22 protein-coding genes and 8 pseudogenes are annotated in these 23,107 nt (G+C 43.0%); 9 read left to right on the forward strand and 21 right to left on the reverse strand.

All coding sequences use genetic code 11. The annotated features are described in order from the left end of the window. Window positions 1-2 precede the first annotated feature (2 nt). Together N5E84_RS19955 and N5E84_RS19965 are read right to left on the reverse strand one after the other, a co-directional pair. Entirely contained in the window at window positions 3-161 is a 159-nt protein-coding gene (locus tag N5E84_RS19955; RefSeq protein WP_164732802.1) for a hypothetical protein, read from the reverse strand. Window positions 162-390: 229 nt separating this feature from the next. After that, on the reverse strand, window positions 391-1,443 hold the full coding sequence (locus tag N5E84_RS19965; RefSeq protein WP_198303358.1) for a hypothetical protein: 1,053 nt from the start codon (window positions 1,441-1,443) through the stop codon (window positions 391-393). 322 nt (window positions 1,444-1,765) lie between these two features. Here N5E84_RS19965 and N5E84_RS19975 point away from each other — a divergent pair, with 322 nt between their 5' ends. Continuing rightward, window positions 1,766-2,737, forward strand: coding sequence for an IS110 family transposase (locus N5E84_RS19975; RefSeq protein ID WP_019282910.1), 972 nt, complete (start codon window positions 1,766-1,768; stop codon window positions 2,735-2,737). A gap of 7 nt (window positions 2,738-2,744) precedes the next feature. On the opposite strand, the gene N5E84_RS19980 is transcribed toward N5E84_RS19975, so the two are convergent. From N5E84_RS19980 to tnpA, 4 genes are all read right to left on the reverse strand, one after another. Next, a complete protein-coding gene (locus tag N5E84_RS19980) occupies window positions 2,745-3,233 on the reverse strand; it encodes an SLATT domain-containing protein (protein WP_069212263.1) in 489 nt (162 codons plus the stop codon). A gap of 170 nt (window positions 3,234-3,403) precedes the next feature. Continuing rightward, window positions 3,404-4,936 (reverse strand): IS66-like element ISVa11 family transposase, encoded by a 1,533-nt coding sequence (locus tag N5E84_RS19985; protein ID WP_069211897.1) that lies wholly within the window; start codon window positions 4,934-4,936, stop codon window positions 3,404-3,406. A 59-nt stretch (window positions 4,937-4,995) separates the two neighbouring features. Then, on the reverse strand, window positions 4,996-5,349 hold the full coding sequence (gene tnpB, locus N5E84_RS19990; protein ID WP_019283195.1) for an IS66 family insertion sequence element accessory protein TnpB: 354 nt from the start codon (window positions 5,347-5,349) through the stop codon (window positions 4,996-4,998). Continuing rightward, window positions 5,346-5,666, reverse strand: coding sequence for an IS66 family insertion sequence element accessory protein TnpA (gene tnpA / locus N5E84_RS19995; protein WP_019283194.1), 321 nt, complete (start codon window positions 5,664-5,666; stop codon window positions 5,346-5,348). Before tnpA ends, tnpB begins: the two co-directional genes overlap by 4 nt. A 213-nt stretch (window positions 5,667-5,879) precedes the next feature. Between tnpA and N5E84_RS20000 the strand changes: the two genes are divergently transcribed. After that, window positions 5,880-6,842 carry an integron integrase gene (locus N5E84_RS20000; protein ID WP_017043784.1) on the forward strand — a complete coding sequence of 321 codons (963 nt, stop codon included), beginning with the start codon at window positions 5,880-5,882 and terminating at the stop codon, window positions 6,840-6,842. Window positions 6,843-6,904: 62 nt separating this feature from the next. On the opposite strand, the gene rplT is transcribed toward N5E84_RS20000, so the two are convergent. The 5 genes and pseudogenes from rplT to N5E84_RS20025 form a co-directional block, all read right to left on the reverse strand. Continuing rightward, window positions 6,905-7,258 carry a 50S ribosomal protein L20 gene (gene rplT / locus N5E84_RS20005; protein ID WP_010319590.1) on the reverse strand — a complete coding sequence of 118 codons (354 nt, stop codon included), beginning with the start codon at window positions 7,256-7,258 and terminating at the stop codon, window positions 6,905-6,907. A gap of 41 nt (window positions 7,259-7,299) precedes the next feature. Beyond that, window positions 7,300-7,494: a 50S ribosomal protein L35 gene (rpmI, locus tag N5E84_RS20010; RefSeq protein WP_010319591.1), complete on the reverse strand. Its 195-nt coding sequence runs from the start codon at window positions 7,492-7,494 to the stop codon at window positions 7,300-7,302. 103 nt (window positions 7,495-7,597) lie between these two features. Next, window positions 7,598-8,149 carry a translation initiation factor IF-3 gene (infC, locus tag N5E84_RS20015; protein WP_080569453.1) on the reverse strand — a complete coding sequence of 184 codons (552 nt, stop codon included), beginning with the start codon at window positions 8,147-8,149 and terminating at the stop codon, window positions 7,598-7,600. A 3-nt stretch (window positions 8,150-8,152) separates the two neighbouring features. Then, the gene (gene thrS / locus N5E84_RS20020) at window positions 8,153-10,081 is read right to left on the reverse strand and encodes a threonine--tRNA ligase (protein WP_010319593.1); all 1,929 of its coding nucleotides are present in this window, start codon (window positions 10,079-10,081) and stop codon (window positions 8,153-8,155) included. Between the two features lie 459 nt (window positions 10,082-10,540). Then, a pseudogene (locus N5E84_RS20025) lies at window positions 10,541-11,129 on the reverse strand (IS3 family transposase); the annotation flags it as partial. On the opposite strand from N5E84_RS20025, the gene N5E84_RS20030 reads away from it, so the two are divergent. Next, on the forward strand, window positions 11,075-11,320 hold the full coding sequence (locus N5E84_RS20030; protein ID WP_164732800.1) for a hypothetical protein: 246 nt from the start codon (window positions 11,075-11,077) through the stop codon (window positions 11,318-11,320). The pseudogene N5E84_RS20025 and the gene N5E84_RS20030 overlap by 55 nt on opposite strands. Here N5E84_RS20030 and N5E84_RS20035 read toward each other — a convergent pair. After that, window positions 11,247-11,655 (reverse strand): annotated as a pseudogene (locus N5E84_RS20035) (IS3 family transposase); the annotation flags it as partial. The gene N5E84_RS20030 and the pseudogene N5E84_RS20035 overlap by 74 nt on opposite strands. A gap of 130 nt (window positions 11,656-11,785) precedes the next feature. Continuing rightward, window positions 11,786-12,241, reverse strand: a complete 456-nt coding sequence (gene yiaA / locus N5E84_RS20040) for an inner membrane protein YiaA (RefSeq protein ID WP_019281657.1) — start codon at window positions 12,239-12,241, stop codon at window positions 11,786-11,788. A 296-nt stretch (window positions 12,242-12,537) separates the two neighbouring features. Here yiaA and N5E84_RS20045 point away from each other — a divergent pair. Beyond that, window positions 12,538-13,291, forward strand: a pseudogene (locus tag N5E84_RS20045) (IS30 family transposase); the annotation flags it as partial. 63 nt (window positions 13,292-13,354) lie between these two features. Then, window positions 13,355-14,505 (forward strand): IS3 family transposase gene (locus tag N5E84_RS20050; protein WP_095661361.1). Its coding sequence is split into 2 segments (ribosomal slippage): window positions 13,355-13,592 and window positions 13,592-14,505, totalling 1,152 coding nucleotides; the frame shifts between segments, so codons are not numbered across the junction. Between the two features lie 14 nt (window positions 14,506-14,519). Here N5E84_RS20050 and N5E84_RS20055 read toward each other — a convergent pair. The 6 genes and pseudogenes from N5E84_RS20055 to N5E84_RS20080 all read right to left on the reverse strand — a co-directional run. Beyond that, window positions 14,520-14,819 (reverse strand): annotated as a pseudogene (locus N5E84_RS20055) (helix-turn-helix domain-containing protein); the annotation flags it as partial. A 32-nt stretch (window positions 14,820-14,851) separates the two neighbouring features. Then, complete coding sequence (locus N5E84_RS20060) at window positions 14,852-15,397, reverse strand: hypothetical protein (protein ID WP_019281615.1); 546 nt, start codon at window positions 15,395-15,397, stop codon at window positions 14,852-14,854. Window positions 15,398-15,544: 147 nt separating this feature from the next. Continuing rightward, on the reverse strand, window positions 15,545-15,907 hold the full coding sequence (locus N5E84_RS20065) for an SHOCT domain-containing protein (RefSeq protein ID WP_019281616.1): 363 nt from the start codon (window positions 15,905-15,907) through the stop codon (window positions 15,545-15,547). 126 nt (window positions 15,908-16,033) lie between these two features. Beyond that, the gene (locus tag N5E84_RS20070; RefSeq protein ID WP_157731309.1) at window positions 16,034-16,432 is read right to left on the reverse strand and encodes an IS3 family transposase; all 399 of its coding nucleotides are present in this window, start codon (window positions 16,430-16,432) and stop codon (window positions 16,034-16,036) included. Continuing rightward, the gene (locus tag N5E84_RS20075) at window positions 16,338-16,928 is read right to left on the reverse strand and encodes an IS3 family transposase (protein ID WP_103261216.1); all 591 of its coding nucleotides are present in this window, start codon (window positions 16,926-16,928) and stop codon (window positions 16,338-16,340) included. The genes N5E84_RS20070 and N5E84_RS20075 overlap by 95 nt, the downstream gene beginning before the upstream one ends. Beyond that, a complete protein-coding gene (locus tag N5E84_RS20080) occupies window positions 16,883-17,191 on the reverse strand; it encodes a transposase (RefSeq protein WP_019281617.1) in 309 nt (102 codons plus the stop codon). Before N5E84_RS20080 ends, N5E84_RS20075 begins: the two co-directional genes overlap by 46 nt. Window positions 17,192-17,585: 394 nt before the next feature. Between N5E84_RS20080 and N5E84_RS20090 the strand changes: the two genes are divergently transcribed. The 4 genes and pseudogenes from N5E84_RS20090 to N5E84_RS20105 form a co-directional block, all read left to right on the forward strand. Beyond that, a complete protein-coding gene (locus tag N5E84_RS20090) occupies window positions 17,586-18,542 on the forward strand; it encodes an IS110 family transposase (RefSeq protein ID WP_019281619.1) in 957 nt (318 codons plus the stop codon). Window positions 18,543-18,818: 276 nt separating this feature from the next. Then, window positions 18,819-19,614: pseudogene (locus tag N5E84_RS20095) on the forward strand (integrase core domain-containing protein); the annotation flags it as partial. Between the two features lie 58 nt (window positions 19,615-19,672). Further along, window positions 19,673-19,895 (forward strand): annotated as a pseudogene (locus N5E84_RS20100) (transposase); the annotation flags it as partial. Between the two features lie 144 nt (window positions 19,896-20,039). Continuing rightward, window positions 20,040-20,144 (forward strand): annotated as a pseudogene (locus N5E84_RS20105) (helix-turn-helix domain-containing protein); the annotation flags it as partial. A 17-nt stretch (window positions 20,145-20,161) separates the two neighbouring features. Here N5E84_RS20105 and N5E84_RS20110 read toward each other — a convergent pair. Both N5E84_RS20110 and N5E84_RS20115 read right to left on the reverse strand, forming a co-directional pair. Beyond that, window positions 20,162-20,413: pseudogene (locus N5E84_RS20110) on the reverse strand (Arm DNA-binding domain-containing protein); the annotation flags it as partial. 380 nt (window positions 20,414-20,793) lie between these two features. Then, window positions 20,794-22,806 (reverse strand): DEAD/DEAH box helicase, encoded by a 2,013-nt coding sequence (locus N5E84_RS20115; RefSeq protein WP_019281622.1) that lies wholly within the window; start codon window positions 22,804-22,806, stop codon window positions 20,794-20,796. Window positions 22,807-23,107: the final 301 nt, after the last annotated feature.

Below are 23,107 nucleotides of genomic sequence, written 5' to 3' on the forward strand. Positions count from 1 at the left end.
GTTCAGAGGTGTCGCACTTCGTACTTGAATCCAAGATGAGCATCTATCCCATATTCTTCCATGAGCTCTTGGTTTTTCTCACCCGAAATGTACCTTTCGTATAGCTCTTCAAGTTCCTCTAAAGTTAAGTGCTTAACTTCTTCAGCCAATTTTATTTTCATGAGATAGCACCATTAACCATTGATATAATGGGGGATTTTACATTTTTCACGTTCACAGAGCTAGTAAAAACTAACGCCCTGTTAAGGTGTGAGCAACGCAACACCGAGGCTTCCGCATACCACCTTAAACACTAAACGCAACGCATAGTAAAAATGCCACGCGTTGCGAATCACTCTTGAACAGTTTGTTATGAAGCAGGAAGATACACGATCTGTTAATAAAAAAGATCTAAGGTACAACTACTTTCATAACTTCATTAAAAACCAAGTCAGCCTGTTGAGCGCGAGTTTTATGATTACGAGGCTCCCAGGTAGAAATTGAGTCATAATGTTTCTTAATACCTGATGGGTCAAAAGCATCTAATTTATCAGTAATAGTTATCGCATAACCATAAAGCTCTAACCAATGATTTATAAAACGACCCTTTTCGCCTTGAATATACTTGATGTCTTGATAGCCTCTCATTCGCAAATATAAATCCAAAACTTCACACCAAGCCCTATTTGTTTGGTCTTCTACAAGATCGAAACCTACAGGAATAACACTCCAGTTCAACTTATCGAGAGCCATATTAAATTCAGTAAATTCGTTCTCAATAAACTTGGGCTTCAAGTCTAACTTAATACGATATTTTTCAACTTCATCATATGCTTCTCGCAATGTTTTGATACCCCTTAGGGGATCATCTCTATCATCTTCTAAACGCGAGAAATAACATTCTAGAGCTTGTTTTAACTCACTACTAAACTCAGAGCTTATTGCTTCTATTATCGTGATGCACAGTGAACTAAGAAAAAACATCTCTGCTATAGAATTAGGGCAGTCAGGATGTTTGCTATAATCACTTATTAAAACAACATCTTCTTTTTTACTATCATGTCTAAAATTATGAGCTGCGAGTGCATTTCTATAACGTCTTAACCCTTTAACCCCTTCAATCCTTTTTAAAGCTGGCTTAACCAGTTTGCAGAGATTTTTAACTCTCTCATTGTCTTTAGCTAATGCTCGAAATACATTAAACTCATCTAAAAAAGCACATACATCAATGACTTGCTTAAGAAACAATGATTGTTTGAGATCTTCATTAAAGTGAGATATGTCTTTGCACCTCTTCCCATATTTCTTTGTAGAAGAAACAGAAAACTCCATTAAGTACAGATCTCTTTCAAACTTTTCCTTAAAGAAATCAAAAATTACCAAGCTATTACTTAGTTGATTCATCAAACTACCTTTATCATGCTCAACATTAACTAAACTGGATGCGACATAGCTTTGCTTCATAACGCCCTGTTAAGGTGTGAGCAACGCAATACCGAAGCTCCCGCATACCACCTTAAACACTAAACGCAACGCATAGTATAAATGCCACGCGTTGCGAATCATTCTTAAACAGTTTGTATGGATAATAACCAAGCCAAAAGGGTAAAATGAGACCCAGGCTTTAGCGGCAACTAAAGCTTTCTATGTGGTAGTTCGATTGAACGCTGGCTCCTCTGTCGAGAGACCGATAACAAACATGAACACCTCATAGGACTCCAAGCATAAACCTCGAATAGTCGACTGGGTCTCGAACCCGCATTTCGCAAGCAAGAGTTAGCTTATTATGAATACAAAAACACTTCAAAACATTAATATCGGTGTTGATACTGGCAAATCACAGCTCGATATTTACATCCGTCCACTCGATGTCTTTTTTACCGTGCCAAACAACGAAAAAGGTATCAAACAAGCCTTAACCACCATCAAAAAACACAACCCACAGCGTATCGTTATCGAAGCAACTGGGCGCCTAGAAATGCCCTTCGTGTTAGCCTGTACCGAGGCCAAATTGCCTATTGTTCGTGCCAATCCTGTTCATATCAAACGCTTTGCCGGCGCTATTGGTCGTAGAGCCAAAAATGACCGCTTAGATGCACAGCTTATTGCTCATTATGGTGAAGCAATTAAACCTGACTTGACAGTCATAAAGGCTAAAAACATACGTTTAATGAGTGACTTAGTAATTCGCCGCAATCAGCTACTCGCGATGCAAACCATGGAAAAAAATCGTATTCAAATTTTGCCTAAGTACCTACATTCGACAATCACACCCATCCTGACAGCGATAAAAAATCAAGTCTCAAAGATTGAAAATAAGCTTGTCAAACTCATCGAAGATTGCCCCGAATACCAAACTAAAAATACCCTCTTACAAAGCGTACCTGGTATCGGCAATATCGCCGCTGCGTCTATCATCAGCAATGTGCCTGAGTTAGGCTACATTACCAACAAGCAAGCAGCTTCACTCATCGGCGTCGCCCCTATTACACGTGAAAGCGGACGCTACAAAGGGAAACGAGTCATCCAAGGAGGCCGCGCACAGGTGAGAACCGTTTTGTACATGGCCATGATGTCAGCCATGCAATGTAACCCTGTTTTCAAGGACACTTACGCTCGATTACTCGAAGCTGGAAAACCAAAGAAAGTGGCGATTATCGCTTGCGTTCGCAAGATGGTGGTCATCCTAAACTCTATGCTTCGAGATGGCGTCATGTGGGACCAAAACATCGCCCAAAATAAAGGATTGACGCCATAGTCGTTTGTTATGTGTTGTTGCGGATACTATACCCATTATTTTCATTGATGGTTTCTTTTTTAGCTCGCTTCCAATTATAAGAAATCGTATTCGGTGATTCTTGAGAAATTTCACTTTCCTTTTGTCTTATGGAGTCAACGCGTTCTGATAGCGTTCTTTCGTCAGAGTCGAAGGTAATAATGAACTCTATTTCTTTCTTGATTTCACCATACCGGCGAGCTGATACCTTATGTATATCAGCCCTCTCAGAAAACTTCATAAATGTCTGAAATGCTGCAAAAATAGTTGCCGCAATGCTTACTGTTGCCGGTAACCACGGATAATCAGGAAAATCGGAAAAGATTAGCACACTCGAAAAGGTAGTTAAGACAATAAGCATCACCCCAAGTGACATATGAAATCTACGAAAGCTAATTTCATTATAATTATGCGCCATTTGAGCTCTTTTGCAGCGAGCTCGCCATTTCAGCAACATAGTCTTTTGATTTTCTTCCATTATTTCACTCTAAATTGATAATTTATGGGTAGACACATAACGCTATCTATACAACAAAATGCGACCTAATTTACCACGCTACCGCCACTTATCATGAACTTTGATAATTAGAAATCTATCATATAAATCTTTTTTATGTATCCGCCCCATGATCCCACGGGGCGATATTGTTAGTGTTGGAAGTTCCAAGGCAGGAGTGCATCGATATCAGGCTCAGATTTCGCTAGCTCTTTCATGCACTTAACCATGTAGTCGTAAAGGATAAGGCCGTTGGCTTTCGCTGTCTCGACGATACTGTAAAGCATCGCGCTCGCTTCAGCTCCATTGGGATTGGTCGAGAAGAGCCAGTTCTTTCTGCCTATAACCAGCGGTTTTATTGCGCGTTCAGCACGATTATTGTCTATCGATAAGTGACCGTCATCGATATAGCGGCTCAGCTTCGGCCACTGACCGAGCGTGTATTTTATCGCTTTACCCAGCGGGCTAGACTCAAGCACTTTCTGAGTTGTCATCCATTCATAAAGCTCATCCAGTATCGGCTTAGCATGCTCTTGGCGCTCTGCTTTCCGTTTTTCGGCACAGGCACCTTTTAAGCGTGATTCTATTCCATAGAGTTTCTGGATTTTAGCCAATGCACTATCCGCTTTGCCTGACTTGCCTTTGCCTTGCAGCTTTTTCGCCTCCATGAACTTGCGCCGAGCATGCGCCAAGCAACCGACATTGGTGACGAGATGAAGCCCATCATAAACACCATAGCCATCGGTTTGTAGATAACCACTGTAATCCCCCAAGAAGGCAACAGGGCACGCCCTAGCTCGACTGTTTTGATAGTCGTACAAGACGATATTTCTCACATTAGGGAGGGCGGCTTCAGGCGAGTCTGCGCCCGAGCAGTAAAGCCACATATAACACTGTTTATCTTCTTTGAGGACATTGAGCGGCGTTTCATCCGCCTGAATCACCACTTGCTCAAGTAGGTGCGTTTTTAAGGCCGCGTAAAGTGGAGCGAACTTCTCACTGACTTGGATAATCCACCTTGCCATGGTGGTTCGTGAGAGTTCGATACCCGACTGGGTAAACAGGGATTCTTGGCGGTAAAGTGGCATCGCGTATTGATATTTGCCGAGGATGATATTGGCCAACAAGCTTTCTGTGGCGAAGCTCTTCGGGATAATGCTTTGCGGCGCTGGCTTTTGAACGACGTGGTTTTTGTCTTCTGTTTGCTCGCATTGGCGGCAAGCATATTTAGGACGAACATATTCCAACACTTTTAGTACCGCTGGCGTGAACTCAAGTTTCTCGCTACGGTCTTCACCGATTTTATGCAGGTTATGTTGACAGCAAGTGCACTGCTTTTCATCGTCGTTTAAATCGAGTTCGATAACTTCACGAGGCAAGGTCTTTGGCAGTGGTTTGCGTTTACCACGTTTCTTCTTTGTGATGGTCGTTGTGACAACTTCAACCTCTTCTTCCTTAGCGGCCTCACACTCCGCTTCGTTGAAGAGATCACCTTGAGATTCATCGTAAGGCTTTAACGCCTCCGAGCGTTTAGCGAACTGACGGTCGAAGGCAAGTTTGAGCTGTTCAAGCAGCGATTGACGCTCTTGTTTCAATTGGGTTTCTGACGCCAACAGCGCTTTCACCATCGCTTGTAGCTCGGCAACATCTTGGCTTTCTGAGTTGATATTTGGCGTCTTTTTCATGGCATTGATTATACTAAAATCATGCCGTTAATGCTTGGTGGATATGGCTATATTATCGCTTAAGTCATTGTAAAATCGTTTATTCTAACGGGTTTATGGCCGATAATCGTGAAGCCAGAAAGCAGTCTGTCAAGCTCGAATTGAGTTAGGGTAAACACCTCATTTTGCTCTTTTGATGGCCACTTGTACTTGGCTTTTTCAAGGCGCTTGTACCAAAGAGCAAAGCCTGTTTTATCCCAGTACAGCACTTTGATTTTGTCGCGCTGTTTGTTGGTGAACAGGAACAGTGCGCCGCTGCCCAAGGGCAAGTCGGTGTCATTTTCGATAATCGCAGCGAGGCCGTTGATGGACTTTCTAAAATCGACGCTTTCGCGATAGAGATAGATTTCGGGAGCACTGAGCATACGTTTCATGACAGCGCACCGATAAGCTCTGCGAGATAGGTCGCTGGCGTGCCTTGTGGGATGCTCAGTTCAACATCATTGACGAGCAGCGTCATATTGGCAACGACAACGTGAGTGGCTTGATACTTTGTGGTCTTTTCAACGACTTCTGCTTTAACAAAGCCAACCGTGTTCGGTTTTTCGATGTGCTTTAACTGTTGGCGCTTAGCGTAAAAAGTGGAGAGGCTCAGTCCGTTACGTTCACAGAATAATCGTTGTGATAGTTGGCTGGATTCATAGTGTTCGAACAGGGTTCGCCATTCTTGGTTAGTGCGTCGTTTGGCCATTTCAAATCTCCTTTGGGTTGGAGGTTTGATCTTATTATTCGGGCTAGGTGATTAGAATGCGGGGTTTATGACGCGCTTACTTTTTTATCAGATGGTTAGTTGAATAAAAACTGCGTCAGACTTCACATTAGACGACTTTATGCAACTTAGTTTGTTGACTAAACCAAAAACAATAATACTGTATATAAAAACAGGCAGTTTTGTTGGGGAAATATGAAATCACAATTTATTTTAAGCATTAAAGAGTATATGCAAGCGCGACACTATGCAAAGAAAACTATAGAGGCATATTTGCACTGGATAACACGATTCATCTACTTCAATAACAAAACACATCCAATGAGAATGGGTAGTAAAGAAGTTGAGATGTTTTTAACTGACTTAGCTGTTAATGGGAAAGTAGCCGCGAAAACACAAGCGTTAGCGCTTAACTCTCTCCATTTTCTGTACCGTGAAATCATTAAAGAACCGCTATCAATTAGCATGAATTTCAAGAAATCTCAACTTGCTCAGAAATTACCAGTAGTGATGACAAGAACTGAAATTAAGCGGTTTTTAGAACATATTGAGCCACGATATCAATTGCAAATTATGCTCTTATACGGATCAGGGTTGCGGCTGATGGAATGTGTCAGACTCCGAATACAGGATATTGATTTAGATTATGGTGCGGTTCGGGTATGGCAAGGAAAAGGAGGAAAAAACCGCACCGTCACACTTGCTAAGGAGCTTTATCCACAACTAGCTGAGCAACAAGCATTAGCTAAGCGTTACTATGATAAGGATATGCAAACCAAAGGTTATGGAGGAGTCTGGTTACCCAATGCGTTGCGAGAAAAATATCCTTCAGCTCCTTATGAGTTTAATTGGCACTACTTGTTCCCATCTAATTTACTTACCTTAGATGAGAATAGTGGGTTGAAACGAAGGCACCATATTAATGAGTCGGCATTGCAGCGAGCAGTTCGAAAAACCGCTCATGATGCTGAGATACAAAAGTCAGTTTCATGCCATACGCTAAGGCATAGCTTTGCGACACACTTGCTAGAAGCGGGAGCGGACATTAGAACAGTACAAGAACAATTAGGGCATAGTGATGTAAAAACAACTCAGATTTACACTCACGTACTGGATAGAGGCGCCAGCGGTGTATTAAGCCCATTGTCGCGCTTATAAATAAGCGCAATAAAAAAGGAGAGCATACTTGCCCTCCTTTTCTTTAAACCTTCACTGCTAAATTAAAGAGCAGTTTTTGCTTTTTCAACAAGCACTGCAAATGCAGCTTTGTCGAATACCGCGATATCAGCAAGGATCTTACGATCGATCTCAATAGATGCTTTCTTAAGACCGTTAATGAAACGGCTGTAAGATAGACCATTTTGACGAGATGCTGCGTTAATACGCGCAATCCATAGCTGACGGAACTGACGCTTTTTAGTGCGACGGTCACGGTAAGCGTATTGACCAGCTTTGGTTACAGCTTGGAAAGCTACGCGGTAAACACGTGAACGTGCTCCGTAGTAGCCTTTAGCTTGTTTTAGAACTTTCTTATGACGTGCACGAGCTTGTACACCACGTTTTACGCGAGGCATTATGCTTCTCCTAAACTAAACGATAAATAAACTAAAAAGAATTAAGCGTATGGCAACATGCGCATAACACCAGCCACTTCACATTTTGGAAGAATTGAGTTAGGGCGTAGTTGACGCTTGTTCTTAGTAGTACGCTTAGTCAGGATATGACGTTTTGTAGCGTGCTTAAATTTAATACCGCCAGCAGTTTTCTTAAAACGCTTAGCTGCACCTTTGTTGGTTTTCATCTTAGGCATGATGAATAACTCCGCATTGTAGTAGTTTAAATAACATGTAATTAGGGCGAATAATACACCACCGTCTTTCAACGGCGAGGTCTCATTACTTGTAAGCCGTTAATTACTTCTTTTTAGGGGCAAGCATCATGATCATCTGGCGTGCTTCAATTCGACTCGGGAAAGACTCAACTACTGCAATTTCAGCAGTATCCTCTTTCAAACGATGAAGAACATCGACACCGATGTCTTGGTGCGCCATCTCACGGCCACGGAAGCGAATAGTAACTTTCACTTTGTTGCCTTCTTCTAGGAAACGGGTCAGGTTGCGTAGTTTTACCTGATAGTCTCCAATATCAGTCCCAGGACGGAATTTAATTTCCTTAATCTGGATCTGTTTTTGCTTCTTCTTCTGCTCTTTAGCAGTCTTGCTCTTTTCAAAGAGGAACTTGCCATAGTCCATCACACGACAAACTGGTGGCTCGGCGTTAGGGCTGATCTCTACAAGATCCATACCAGCTTCTACAGCAGCTTCTAATGCTTCGTTGATTGATACAACACCAACGGATTCACCATCTGCGCCAGTTAAACGAACTTCACGAACGCCACGAATTTCACCGTTTAAACGGTGCTGGTTTGGTTTGGCCGGCTGTTGGCCACGTCTTCCGCCTTTAATAGTTTATTCCTCCAGATTGAGCTTACGGCTAGAAACTTCGGCTTGGATATACGCAATAAAGTCATCCAATTTAAATTTACCTAAGTCCTTGCCCCTGCGGGTACGTACTGCGATCTCTCCGGCTTCCATCTCTTGGTCACCACAAACAAGCATATACGGTACACGCTTTAAAGTGTGTTCGCGGATTTTAAAGCCAATCTTCTCATTTCTCAAGTCTGCTTTGGCTCTAATTCCACATTTTTGTAGTTTTTGTGCTACTTCCTGAGCGTAAACTGACTGTTTATCAGTAATGTTCATAATTACCGCTTGTTCCGGCGCTAACCACGTAGGGAAGAAACCTGCATACTCTTCGATAAGGATACCGATAAAGCGCTCAAGTGAACCCAAGATTGCACGGTGAATCATAACCGGAACAAGACGCTCGTTACTTTCGCCAACATATGTCGCGCCTAGACGAGCAGGTAAATTGAAATCCAGCTGCACTGTACCACATTGCCACGCACGATCTAAGCAATCATGCAAAGTAAATTCAATTTTAGGGCCGTAGAATGCGCCTTCACCTTCTTGAATTTCAAATGGGATATCCATTGCCTGCAGTGAAAGCTTTAATGCTTCTTCCGATTTATCCCAAATTTCATCACTACCAACACGTTTTTCTGGGCGTGTAGACAGCTTAACAACGATGTTATCAAAACCGAACGTCGTGTAGGTGTCGTAGACCATCTTGATACAAGATGTCACTTCTTGTTGAATTTGATCTTCGGTACAGAAAATATGGGCGTCATCTTGAGTAAAGCCACGAACACGCATAATACCATGTAATGAACCTGATGGTTCATTGCGGTGGCAAGATCCAAACTCAGCCATACGCAATGGCAGATCACGGTATGATTTCAAACCTTGATTAAATATTTGAACGTGGCCTGGGCAGTTCATCGGTTTAATTGCATATTCACGGTTTTCAGATGACGTCGTGAACATGGCATCCGCATATTTATCCCAGTGACCAGAACGCTCCCATAGAACTCGGTCCATCATTAATGGACCTTTTACTTCTTGGTAGTCGTACTCACTGAGTTTTTGGCGAATGAACACTTCAAGATCACGGAATATAGACCAACCGTTATGGTGCCAGAATACCATCCCTGGAGCTTCTTGTTGCATATGGAATAGATCGAGCTGCTTACCAATTTTACGATGGTCACGTTTAGCCGCTTCTTCTAAACGCGTTAAATGGGCTTGAAGTGCTTTCTTGTCATGGAATGCCGTACCATAGATGCGCTGTAGCATCTTGTTATCGCTGTTACCACGCCAGTACGCGCCAGCGATGCTAAGCAGGGTAAAGTGTTGGCAGAAGCTCATGTTAGGTACGTGAGGGCCACGACACATGTCAATGTATTCTTCATGATGGTATAGACCCGGTCTGTCATCACGAGCCACGTTCTGATCCAAGATTTCCATCTTGTATGTTTCACCGCGAGCTTCAAAAGCATCACGGGCTTCCTGCCAACTGACTTTCTTTTTGACAACTTGATATTTTGTCTTGGCAAGCTCTTTCATGCGCTTTTCGATTTGCTCTAAATCATCCTGCGTGAGTGATTGCTCAAGATCGATATCATAGTAGAAGCCGCTGTCGATCGTCGGACCAATCGCCATTTTGGCTTGTGGATAAAGTTGCTTTAATGCATGGCCAAGTAAGTGCGCACAAGAGTGGCGTACGATCTCTAAACCATCAACTTCATCTTTTGTCGTTATAATTTCAAGGCTAGCATCATTTTCGATAAGATCGCACGCATCGACGCGCACACCATCGACACGGCCTGCGATCGTTGCTTTTGCAAGACCAGGGCCGATAGAAGCTGCAACTTCCATTGTCGATACAGGGTGTTCAAAATGACGTTGACTGCCGTCAGGAAGAGTAATAATAGGCATGTATAATCCTTACAGTGGTGTTGCATACCAAGCAACACTTGCTAAGTTTGTTTTTCATTAAAATCAAATAGTTAGAGGTTAATGATGGAAATATTAAGTAAATTGGTACAATGTCAGGTACAAATACGGATGCACCGCACAATGTAACAAGCAGCATTCTAATGGATAGATTTAAAATCACAATGTATTCATTAAAAAAACTTCATAATCAAGCATGCATTTTTAACTAACTAAAATGAAGAATTCTAAACGGCAAGCCACCAAAACTCTGCAGCAGACTTATCTATCCATAAAGATATACATAATGCGTTACTAATCACGCAGTAAGTAAATCGCTGTTTCTTAATCGAACAAGAAGCGTTGTTGGTGGTGCCTTAGAGGGGTGAAAAATTTTTATTTCCCGAGGGTTGCCCTCGTTTGCAACCACAAAGGTCTAGAAAGTACCTTTTACTGTAGTGGTCAGCTAAAATTGGCCACGATTTTAGAGTTTTCCCAATATAATCGTTCTGATTCATTGGGAGTTAGACCACCGTTATACTGATGTGGCCTGAATTGGCAGTAATATCCGATAATGTAGCGGGGGATCTCTTGTTGAGCCTCAGCGAAGCTACGATAACCCACAGTTGGCACCCATTCCGTCTTCAGACTTATAAAGAAGCGCTCTATCGGCGTATTATCCCAACAATTTCCTCGGCGAGATAAACTCTGTTTTATTTGAAAGCGCCACAGTAATTGACGGTATTTACAGCTGGTATAGTGACTACCTTGATCGCTATGGAACATAACACCTTTTGGCTTTCCGCGAGATTCATAGGCCATAGACAGCGCTTTACCTGTCAACCGACTATCAGGCGACAAAGACATTGACCAACCGACCACTTTGCGGGCAAAAAGATCGATAACGACCGCTAAATACATCCATCGATTACCTGTCCAAATATATGTAACATCGCCAGCCCAGACTTCATTTGGATCCGTAACAGCACAAGTGATTTGGAACGTCCATATGTTCTTGTAAAGCCTTTCTGTAACGATGCTTTGGTTCTTGGGGTTCTTGGGGTTCTTGGGGTTCTTGGGGTTCTTGGGGTTCTTGGGGTTCTTGGGGTTCTTGGGGTTCTTGGGGTTCTTGGGGTTCTTGGGGTTCTTGGGGTTCTTGGGGTTCTTGGCAGCTCACGAGCCCAAGAGTTCTCATTAGCTTTGTTGCTCGGTATCGGCTCAGCTTTATACCCTGATTTGTGACTATATCTGCAATGGTTCTCGCTCCCGCAGAGCCATTGCTTGCGGCGTAAGCCTCGCTAATCAAGCTGCGCAGCTTTATTGTGTCCGCATTAATTACCGTTGGGCGATTAATTACCGTTGGGCGTTTAAGCCAATAGTGATAACTACTTCGATGAACATTGAAGACTTCGCATAATGTTTTTACGCTGTGGCTCTGCTTGAGTTTCTTGATTATCAAGAATTGTTCAGTGAGTCGGACATCAAGAGAGCCGTGGCTTTTTTAGTATTTCATTATGCTCTTCAAGGCGAGCAAGCTTCTTTTTCAATTCCCGAATTTCTATTTGCTCAGGTGTCATTTAACTCTTGGAGTTGCCAGACCACAAGGCGTTTTTATCAAATTGAAAGGAGTTATATAACTGACTTATAGCTGTAAGCTTTACTAAACCCCCAGCCTAGCTGGGGGTTTTCACATTTACTTATTGTAATCTAGTTGTGCGCATCCTCAAGAGTTTCTATAGAACTTTTATACTCTGATTTTGAACTACTCTTAAAGTATGCAAGATCGCGCACATTCTTTTGCACCACGATTGAACTAAACAAGCTCATGACAAACGCGATACCAAAAAAACCTTTCTCATTAAGAAGAAGCGTGTCCACATTGTAAAGACCAATGAAAATTAAAGCACATGCTGTAATTACACAGAATATGTTTAGGTTTTTGTATGCTGAAGTGACCTTTAAACCCTCTGCTTCATCTCGAATGGTTTTTTGTAGCGTGATTACACTAAACAAACCAAAGACCAAAACCACAAAGTAATAACCTTTTTCATTGAATTGAAGGTTTGCATTTATCAATCCTATCAAATAGGTGAATATTCCTATACCCAAAGCAACCAATGCCGTTAATACGTATGGTCTGGTAGGTGCTAATGATTTATCCATTATATGTACTCATTTGATTACTTGGTTTATGTTAACTGTGTATCTTTAAATAATCAACTAATTGAGAATCGGTATAGAGATTAAATAATAAAAGCCTCGATGCAGCCTTTTGTGAAACCAAAATTTCCGCATGGGACGACATCCAACAAAATTGGAACACCTTAGTATCAAACTTGAAGTGCAACGATCAGCGATAATATCCAACTTGGATTCAAGTGCGAAGTGCGACACCTCTGAACATAAAAACAATAAGGTGCGATAATCATAAAGTTTGCTCGCGCCAATAAGTAAAAAACATGAAATACACACACCTCGCTGGGACTGAAAAGTATATGATTTCTGCGCTCAGAAAGCAAGGGACCAGTACCGCAAAAATAGCTAAACAACTGGGGCGTCACAAAGCACTATCTATCGAGAAATTGAACGTAATTGTCGTTACAACAAGTTCTTCGATAGGTACTCTTATCAACCAGAGCGGGCACAGCAAATGACGCTCAACCTGCTTAGTCGTTCACGGCGAAATAAACGCTATACCAAACTTGACTTCAGACTACCTGAAGCATTGCTACGACTGGATTGGAGCCCTGACCAAATAGTCGGATACCTAAGAATGAGAGGCTATCCAACAATGAGTCACGAGCTCATTTATCAGTACGTTTGGAACGACAAAACTCTCGGTGGAACGCTCTGGAAACACCTACGCCTAGCAGCAAAGCGTCATATTACCGAAAGATCGGTAAAAGCTGAGCATCGAAAAGAGCCTGGCCACTGGGAAATTGATACCGTCGTGGGTCGCGGAACCAAGCACTGTATCGTCACTTTAGTCGACAGAATGACTGGCTACACTTTTATTGGGCAAATGGACAATAGAACAAGCGAATCACTCAACGTAAGAATGAGCAAAATCATGACCCGCTCTGACTTACCTTTTAAGACGATAACTGCACTGAATTTCACGGTTACGCACAACTAGAAAAACATCATAACTGTCTGTTTTACCTTGCGAATCCATACCATTCATGGGAACGAAGCACTAATGAAAACACCAATTGAATAGCCACCGACTTGATAGACACCTTTTAGTTAGACAAAATGACTAATAGAGAGGTGCTTATGAGCAGCAAGAGATATCCAGAAGAATTTAAAATTGAAGCAGTCAAACAAGTGACTGCAAAAGGTCATAGCGTGTCTGAAGTTGCAGCGCGACTAGGAACAACGAGCCACAGTTTGTATGCGTGGATTAAACGCTACGGTCCCAACTCCTCACAATACCAAGCTCAATCTGATGAAAGTGCTGAAATTCGTCGACTTAAAAAGGAATTGCAGCGAGTAACAGAAGAGCGAGACATACTAAAAAAAGCCGCGGTGTACTTCGCAAGCCAGTCCGACTGAGGTATGCCTTTATTAAAGCGAATAAGACAATCTGGTCTGTTCGACGCATGTGTAAAGTCTTTGGAATTCACCCAAGTGGTTATTATTCTTGGCTAAAAAATCCAGATAGTAGACAAGAAAAGCGGCGAAAATACCTTCTCGGACTGATAAAGCAGTTTTGGCTGGAGTCAGGCTGTGTGTATGGTTATCGAAAAATCTACAGTGACCTGCGAGATGAAGGGGAAATCTGTGGAATTAACCAAGTTCATTGTCTAATGAAGCGAGAAGGTATTCAGTCGCAAAGAGGTTATCGAAAGCCACGCCCCAAAGGTGGTGTCGAAAACATCATTGTTTCTAACAAGCTCGCCCGAGAGTTCAACCCACACAAGCCCAATCAATCGTGGGTAACTGATATTACATACATCAAAACGCACGAAGGTTGGCTGTATCTGGCGGTAGTTGTAGACCTGTTCTCTCGGCGGGTAATTGGTTGGTCAATGAAAAGTAGAATAACCAAAGAGCTTGTCCTTGATGCTTTGCTGATGGCTATTTGGCGTCATTCACCAGTAGAAAAAGTGCTCGTTCACTCAGATCAAGGAAGCCAGTATACCAGCCATGACTGGGACAGGTTTTTGAAACAGCATGGTCTTGAATCAAGTATGAGTCGCTGTGGTAACTGTCATGACAATGCGGTTGCCGAGAGTTTTTTCCAGTTACTCAAAAGAGAAAGAATTAAGCGGAAGATCTACACCACGAGAGAGGAAGCTCGTATGGACATCTTCGAATATATTGAGATGTTCTACAACATTAAACGCCGACATGGTTCCAATAATCAGTTGTCGCCAGTAGAGTATGAAAAGCAATATGAAATCAAGTTAAAGAGTGTCTACTAATTTGGTGGCTATTCAACTTGGTGAAGTCGGGTTAGTTCTGTTTGTATGCGCCGCGCCCCTAAATTGCGGTTCACACGCATCTCAAGGATCAATGCACCTAATACATCAGTAATCTTGGCATTTGGAGAAGAATGAGGGCGTTTGCTTTGGCTTTCCAGACCAGCGATTCCATCCTGCTTATGCCGCTTTACCCATTTACGCAATGTTGGTCTGGAAATGCCACAACGGCGGCATACGAGGCCTGCATCACCAGATTCCTCATACATCTTTACCCACAGTAATCTTTGTTGAATTTCTCTGTCATAGACATCCAGTATAGTTGAAAGGATGTCTATGAATCACACATCTAAGCGCTGATATTTGTTTGCACACCAAGTTTTTCTACCTGCTTTAACAGTTCAAGCAATGAGTTGCTATCAAAAGCTTTGAGGGCTAGATCTAGTTTAAGCATTTCTCCTGATTTAAGTACTACCACCAATCGAGAAGCAACTAAATCCTTGATAGCAGGGTGTCCAGATAAATTTTCAATCGCATTGGTTTGAGAACCAATATAGATTCCCTTAATTTCATTTATTGGTACCTTTCTATTTATTCCTTTAAATCCACCGGACTTGATAATCAAGTGGGAACCTTCAATCTCCAAGCGAAAAGTATCCAATATTTTGGCTGACCAAATAAAGTAAATAGACACTATCACGCACAGTAGCGCTCCCGCTAAGGGAAATGATACCTCTCGAGCTTCAACTTCAGAGAAACTTAAATAGCTTTGGAAAAGCCACATTATACCAGCCCACAACATCACAAAATAAAAGATTAATGAAGCCAATAAAAGTGGAACCCAGCTAATAAATGATTTAACAATACTTATTTTTGTATTCAACTTTACTTTCATATTACTCCGAGGCGCATAACGCCCGCCTAAGGGGCTGACAACGCATTACCACCAAACTCAAACACAACCACATAACCACCACGGCTCATTGGGACTGGAAACGCCACGCGTTGACAGTCCCTCTTGAGGCGTTTGTTATGTGGTTTTTTACAGCTGTATTAGTTCCTTCTCTTTGGCGTTGAATTCATCCTCAGAGATAACACCTCTCTCTTTCAAAGAGTGGAGCTTATCAAGCTCATCTGCAACGCTAGCTATGCTCGCAGCTTTCTTTTCTGGGACAATAAAACACCAAATCAAAGCAATTAACCATCCAGCCCACCACAATAAACCACCTAAAATATTTATCAGAACGATAGGAATCTTATAAGGATGATTTTTCTTTAACGCGATAATTGATGGAAGAAATGCAAATGGGATCAATACAATGAGTATAAGCAACAACTGCCCAATACTGACACCTAACAAATGACTTAGCACATACAACAACTGCCAAATCCTGTCATCTGACATAATGAAGACCTCGTAATTAACAATAAAACTAACAGCATAACACCATGGATAATCTGAACACTACACCCTTAATTTTTAGTACGTCCAAATACCTGGTGTACCCCACAAAAAGTGGACACAACATAACTACACACTTTCGTACGCAACTGGACTGACGTAGCCCAACGCTGAGTGCTTTCTATTTCGATTGTAATAGATCTCGATGTATTCGAAGATCCCCATTCGAGCTTCTTCGATATTCTGGTAGTCTTCTGCATATATCAGCTCGACTTTCAGTCGACTGTAAAACGACTCCATCACCGCATTATCCCAGCAGTTGCCCTTACAGCTCATGCTCGGCACGCCACCATGCTTACGCATGAAGTCCTGATATTCATGTGCTCTGTATTGTACACCACGGTCTGAATGGATTATGACGCCTTTCGGCGGCTTACGTGACTTGAACGCCATTTTCAGGGCATTGGTAATCAGTTGAACCGTCATCGTCGTATCTAACGACCAACCAACAATACGGCGTGAATGCAAGTCCAGAACCGTAGCTAGGTAGAGCCAACGGCTCTTCACCCCAGATGTACGTAATGTCTGTCACCCACTTTTGATTAGGGCGCGCTGCTTCAAAGTCTCTACGTAATAAATTATCAGCTACATTCGTCATCGCGGCAATATCCTTAGTGTATTTGAATCCTATACCGTTGCGCGCTTTGATACCCTTTTCTTTCATAATATCAGCAACATAGTTAACGCAACAGGCATGGCCTGCTTCGTTCAACTCATCGGTAATTCGAACAGAACCATAACGAGCACGATGCTTGGCAAAGGTGCACATCACTAACTGTTCAAAACGGCACCGCCGCTTTGAGCGTTCACTTGGCTCTCGATTCAACCACTTGTAATAACCACTAGGCGATACATCAAGGGCGTGACACATATGGGTAACTTTGTATTCCCCAACATAACTTTCGATATACTCGTACTTCACTCTTGCTGCTTCGCGAAGTACGCCGACACCTTTTTTAGGCATTCCATTTCATCTTTGAGCCGCTTGTTCTCGCGCCTAAGCGCGCGAAGCTCTTCGGACTCTTTCTTCGAGTAGTCAACACCGTCTAAGGTGTTAAACTGTTTATCAGATAGTCGTGTGAACTGGCGCTTCCAGTTCCGGATTTGTTGGGCACTGATGCCCAACTCCTTGGCAACGGAGACGGCTGTTCGGCCAGGAAGACCGGCCAAGCGAACTGCTTCTTTGCGGAACTCATCGGTGTACGCTGGATTACGATGTTTAGCCATAAATCACCTCTCAATTAGACCCTAGATCTAACTTAGTAAAGTGTCTACTAAACGTGGGGTACTCGGAAGCATAACGCCCGCTTAAGGGGTAGACAACGCTACTATCAAGCTTCCGCATAACACCGTAACCACAAAAACCAACTCATAGTAAAAATGCCGCGCGTGCCAAATCCCACTTGAACGCCTTGTATGGATAATAACTAACGCAATCGGGTAAGGTGAGACCCAGACTTTAGCTGCAACTAAAGTTCTTCTATCTGGCAGTTCGATTGAACGATGGCTCCTCAATTGAGAGACCGATAACAAGTACGAACGCCTGATAGAACTCCAAGCACCACTCTCGAATAGTCTTCTGGGTCTCGAGCCCGAATTTGCAAGCAAGAGTTAGCTTATTATGAATACAAACACACTTCAAAACATTAATGTCGGCGTTGATACGGGTAAGTCACAATTAGATATCTATATCCGCCCACTCGACATTTACTTCACCGCCCCAAACACCGAAAAAGGCATCAGCCATGCCATAAAAACCATTAAGAAACACAAACCTCAACGCGTCGTTATCGAAGCAACGGGTCGATTAGAAATGCCCTTTATACTCGCCTGTGATAAAGCAAAATTACCTTATGTCATTGCCAATCCACTGCGCATTAAACGATTTGCCGGTGCTATTGGCCAACGAGCTAAGAACGACCGTTTAGATGCGGCCCTCATCGCACATTATGCCGAACGGGTTCAGCCCGAACTGACCAAGATAAAAAGCGAAAATATACCCCTTATGAGTGACTTAGTCACTAGGCGCAACCAACTACTCACCATGCAAACCATGGAAAAAAACCGACTACAAATATTACCAAAGAACATCTCATCGACTATCACCCCCATTCTTACCGCTCTGAAAAATCAGATTGAAAAAGTAGAAGCAAAGATAGCGAAACTGATTGATAGCTGTCCTGAGTATCAAGCCAAAAATACTCTTCTCCAAAGCATGCCAGGCGTTGGCAAAGTCCTTGCGGCCTCCTTAATTAGTAATGTGCCCGAGTTGGGCTATATCACGAACAAACAAGCTTCTTCTCTCATTGGCGTCGCACCAATAACAAGAGAAAGTGGCCGCTTTAAAGGCAAGCGGATGATACAAGGGGGACGGGCTCAAGTTAGGACCGTTATGTATATGGCGATGATGTCGGCTATCCAATGTAATCCTGTTTTTAAGGCAGCATATGAACGATTACTTGCGGCAGGAAAACCGGAAAAAGTAGCCATTGTTGCTTGTATGAGAAAGAGGGTGGTGATCTTAAATTCGATGCTAAGAGACGGTGTGATGTGGGATAAAGATAGCGTCAAAAATTAACTATTGACGCCATAGTCTCTTGTTAGCTGCTGCACTTTAGCCGGAGATTTACGACCCAACGGCCTAATTTAAAACACATTATTGCTTTCAAGCAGCAAAGTAAAACGGACAACTGAGAAACTAAAAGCTAACCCACGAAACGCACTTGGCAAAGAAGAAATAACAGGGAAACTGGCGAGCTTCTAGGACTTAAATTTACAAAGAATTCTTTCGAAGAAGCCAACAACCAAGTGCGTGAAATCAACTTAAGCGCGAAAGAGCTTCAAAACCAAAGAAGCCATCGATTTCCCTGCTTACAGGCAAGTGAGAACAAGCAACGAGCTACGTAAACTCGGTGTCTTTATCTCTCCAAGTGGCGTTCGCTCAATCTGGCTTCGTAATGACTTAGAAAACTTCAAAAAGCGCCTTATTGCCTTAGAAAAACAGGTCGCTGTATCATTCTAACGGACGAGCAAGTTGCAGCCTTTGAGCGCAAGAAACATGATGACGAGGCTTGTGGTGAGATTGAAACAGCGCACCCAGGCTATCTCGGGTCTCAAGACACGTTTTATGTTGGCAACCTTAAAGGTGTTGGACGCATCTATCAGCAGACGTTCGTTGATACCTACAGCAAAATCGCCTTCGCTAAGCTCTACACGACAAAAACACCCATCACGGCTGCTGATATGTTGAATGACAGGTGCTCCCGTTCTTCGAAGCACATGAGCTGCTTATGCTCAGGATCTTGACTGACCGAGGTACTGGATGCTGTGGCCGTGTTGAACAGCACGATTACCAACTCTATCTTGCCATCAATGATATCGACCACACGAAAACGAAAGCGATGTCGCCACAGACAAATGGTATCTGCGAGCGCTTCCACAAGACCATATTAAATGAGTTCTACCAAGTGACATTCAGAAAGAAACTGTATGGTTCAATAGAAGAGTTACAGAAAGATCTGGACGAATGGATGGACTACTACAACAATCATCGTACCCATCAAGGAAAAATGTGCTGTGGCAGAACGCCAATAGAGACATTAGAGGATGGGAAATCAATCTGGGCTGAAAAGAATCTAGCCCAAATATAATCTGGCAGGCACCGAGTCGAAAAGTGGGTAACTGTCAGATCAGGTCTGAATTAGTACACTTCATTACTTACCACCATACAGCCCAAACTTGAATCCAATAGAGCGACTTTGGAAAGTAATGAATGAGCATGTGAGGAACAATGTTTATTTTTCCTCCAAAGTGGCATTTACCTCTGCAATCAAAAACTTTTTTCGATGTGACGCTACCAGAAGTTGCAGGCTCACTGGCATCCAGAATTACGGATAATTTTCAGATATTAAAACCTGCATCTTCAAGTTGAATGGGTATAGATCACATGTATACAGATCTTTAACAGGGCAACTATTAATTATCTAGGATTCAAGTACGAAGTGCGACACCTCTGAACATAAAAACAGTAAGGTGCGTTAATCATGAAGTTTGCTCCCGCCAAGAAGTAAAAAACATGAAATACACACACCTCACTGAGATTGAAAGGTATATGATTTCTGCGCTCAGAAAGCAAGGAATCAGTACCGCAAAAATAGCTAAACAACTGGGGCGTCACAAAGAAAGGTTAACGCCAACGCGAGGATCAACACCCAACATAACGAGTTCAGCTTTTTTATCGCGCTCACGCAATGCGTCACGCATTTTCATTGCCGGGTATTCACCAAGCTTCATTTTTATGGGTTTGCTTAGGTAAATCACCCGGTAAATCCACGTGATTTTTCCCTTAGGGCTAACGCGTACGCCTAGGCCGTCACGGTGAGTGACTTCGGGTTTTCCCTTATAGGGTTTCCCTTGGGTGGCTCTAAGCCAAGCGTCTGTGATTGCCATTCGTTTGTACCAAAAATATTTGGTACAAATAGACTGTGAATGCAAGTGAAACCTGTTAGGTATGGGTGATCTAACGTTGAATTATAGAAATGATATAAAGAAAGCTAAGTGTTTGGATGTTATGGATTAATTAGATGGTCATGAATGGGTGTCGAAAGGAGGGGATTTGTTCGGTTATGTTGCCTTGTAACATACCAAGCAACACGTGTTGAGTTTGATTGAAAATAACCCATCGAAGCTCACTCGGTAACACGAATACCGGAACTTCAATGAAGCGAAGATTTTAACTAGCTCACGCTAGAAATGCAAAGATCGAATTATATAAATCAAAAGAAAAAGCCCATGATAAATATCACGGGCTTTGGAGTTTCAATAATTGATTATGCTTCAGCGCGACGAGGACGACTTAACGTACCCGCATTGGCATTAGCACTAGCATTGCCGTGACCACGTTCACCACGGAAGTTACCACGATGGTCGCCACCACGGTTGCGGTCAAAACGACGCTCACCATCACGACCAGTCGCCGCTGCACCGTCACGGTTGCCACGGAAGCCACCTTCACGGCCACCACGACCTGCGCCAGCCGCAGGAGCAGCGCCTTCACGATTACGGAAGCCACCGTTTCCGCCTTCACGACGGGCACCACCACCGTTACTACCTTCACGACGACCACGAGACTCGCGGAAGTCATCAAAGTCACATACAACAGCACCGACTTCTTTTTGGCGAATACGCAGTTTACGCAATTTGCCTTCAACATCTGAAGACATTGATTTAGGAAGCTGTACGAATGTATGCCCTTGAGCAAGTTTAATTGCACCAATTGAACCTTTGGTTAAACCAAGTTCATTAGCTAAAGCACCAACGATGTCTTTCACTTGCACGCCTTGCTCGCGGCCGACTTGTAACTGATAAGTATCCCAGTCATTGCTCGCGGTACCATACTCGCGGCGACCTTCGCGTCCATCACGGCTATCGCGACCGCCTTCACGGCGTTCACCACGCTCACTACCCTCTTTACGATCACGGCGACGTGATTTTTCACGCTCGATCGCGTCAACCATTGGATCTGGGCCGACATAGAACAGTGGACGATTGCCTTGTTGGCGCTTCAGTAAAATGGCCGCCAGTGTTGTGGCATCAATCTCTAGGCTTTGTTGAAGTTTTTCAATGAGCTCAACAAATTTGTCTAAAGCAGTATGACCTTTGTCAGCTTCTAGCTCTGCACCTAGTTTGATGAGACGAGCTTCAGCAACTTTGTCACGCATTGGAAGTTGAATCTCTTCCATTTGAGAACGAGTTACGCGCTCAATCGTACGCAACATACGAATTTGGTTCGTGCGAACTAGAAGGATCGCTTTACCTTTGCGTCCAGCACGGCCAGTACGGCCAATACGGTGGATGTATGATTCTACATCGAATGGGATATCATAGTTGAACACGTGTGTAATACGTGGAACATCAAGACCACGAGCAACAACGTCTGTCGCAACAAGAATGTCGATTACACCCTGTTTGATATGATCAACCGTGCGCTCACGCAGTGATTGCGGAATATCACCATGAAGCGCTGCCGCTTTAAAGCCACGAGATAATAACCAATCAGCTAAACGCTCGGTGTCTTGACGAGTACGTACAAAGACGATTGACGCATCGGTTTCTTCTGTTTCAAGAAGACGAGCCATCGCTTCATCTTTTTCAACACCTTTAACAACCCAATATTGCTGCTCTACTTTCGCAACAGTTTGGTTTGAACCTGCTACGTCAACACGAGCTGGATCACGTAGGTAACGGTCAACAATCGTCTTCACCATAGGAGGCATAGTCGCAGAGAACAGCACGCGTTGAGCGGTGCCAGGTGCTTGTTCCATTATCCAAGTTACGTCATCAACGAAGCCCATTTTGAGCATTTCGTCAGCTTCATCAAGGACGAAGGTATGACATTCGTCTAAATGAAGGCGGTCACGAGTGATCAAATCTTTTACACGGCCAGGTGTGCCAACCACAATATGAGCACCATTTTTCAGAGCGCGCATTTGGTCAACAATAGAAGCACCGCCATAGATCTCAAGTACTTTAAGGCCTTGAATCTTTTGGCCAAGGTTTTTGATTTCTGCCGCAACTTGGATAGCAAGTTCACGAGTTGGTGCCATCACAATTGCTTGTGGCTTGTGTTGAGAAAGGTTTAATTTGTTCAGTAGAGGTAGAGAAAACGCAGCCGTTTTACCTGTACCGGTTTGTGCTTTACCTAGCGCATCTCTTCCTTCAAGAAGAAATGGAATAGCAGCAGCTTGGATAGGAGTTGGAGAAACGAAACCCATTTCATTTAGAGCAGAAAGGATTGAGTCGTTTAGAGCTAATTCACTAAATTGAATTACAAAGTCTTGCATGGAGATCCCACTAGATTAATTAACAAAAGGTCCCACGTGCTCTACCAATTCCAATACCGATCCATTAAAAAGAGCTGAGTTCCGTTCAGATGCGGATAAGTCTTAAAACGCATCAAGCCGCTAGGGACATATAAGGGACGCGGATTATTCCCTAAAAGCATAAAAAAAGCTAGTAAAAATTGAATTACATCACAAAAATTCGTCATAAATGACCATTAAACTCATTAATTCACCCAAAACGAACACAGAAGCTGCATTTACAGCGCACTGTTAAAGCAGACTAGCAAAAATAACGCTTTCG

Origin of the sequence: Vibrio sp. J502, from assembly GCF_025397955.1 — a bacterium.
Taxonomy (GTDB): Bacteria; Pseudomonadota; Gammaproteobacteria; order Enterobacterales; family Vibrionaceae; genus Vibrio; species Vibrio anguillarum.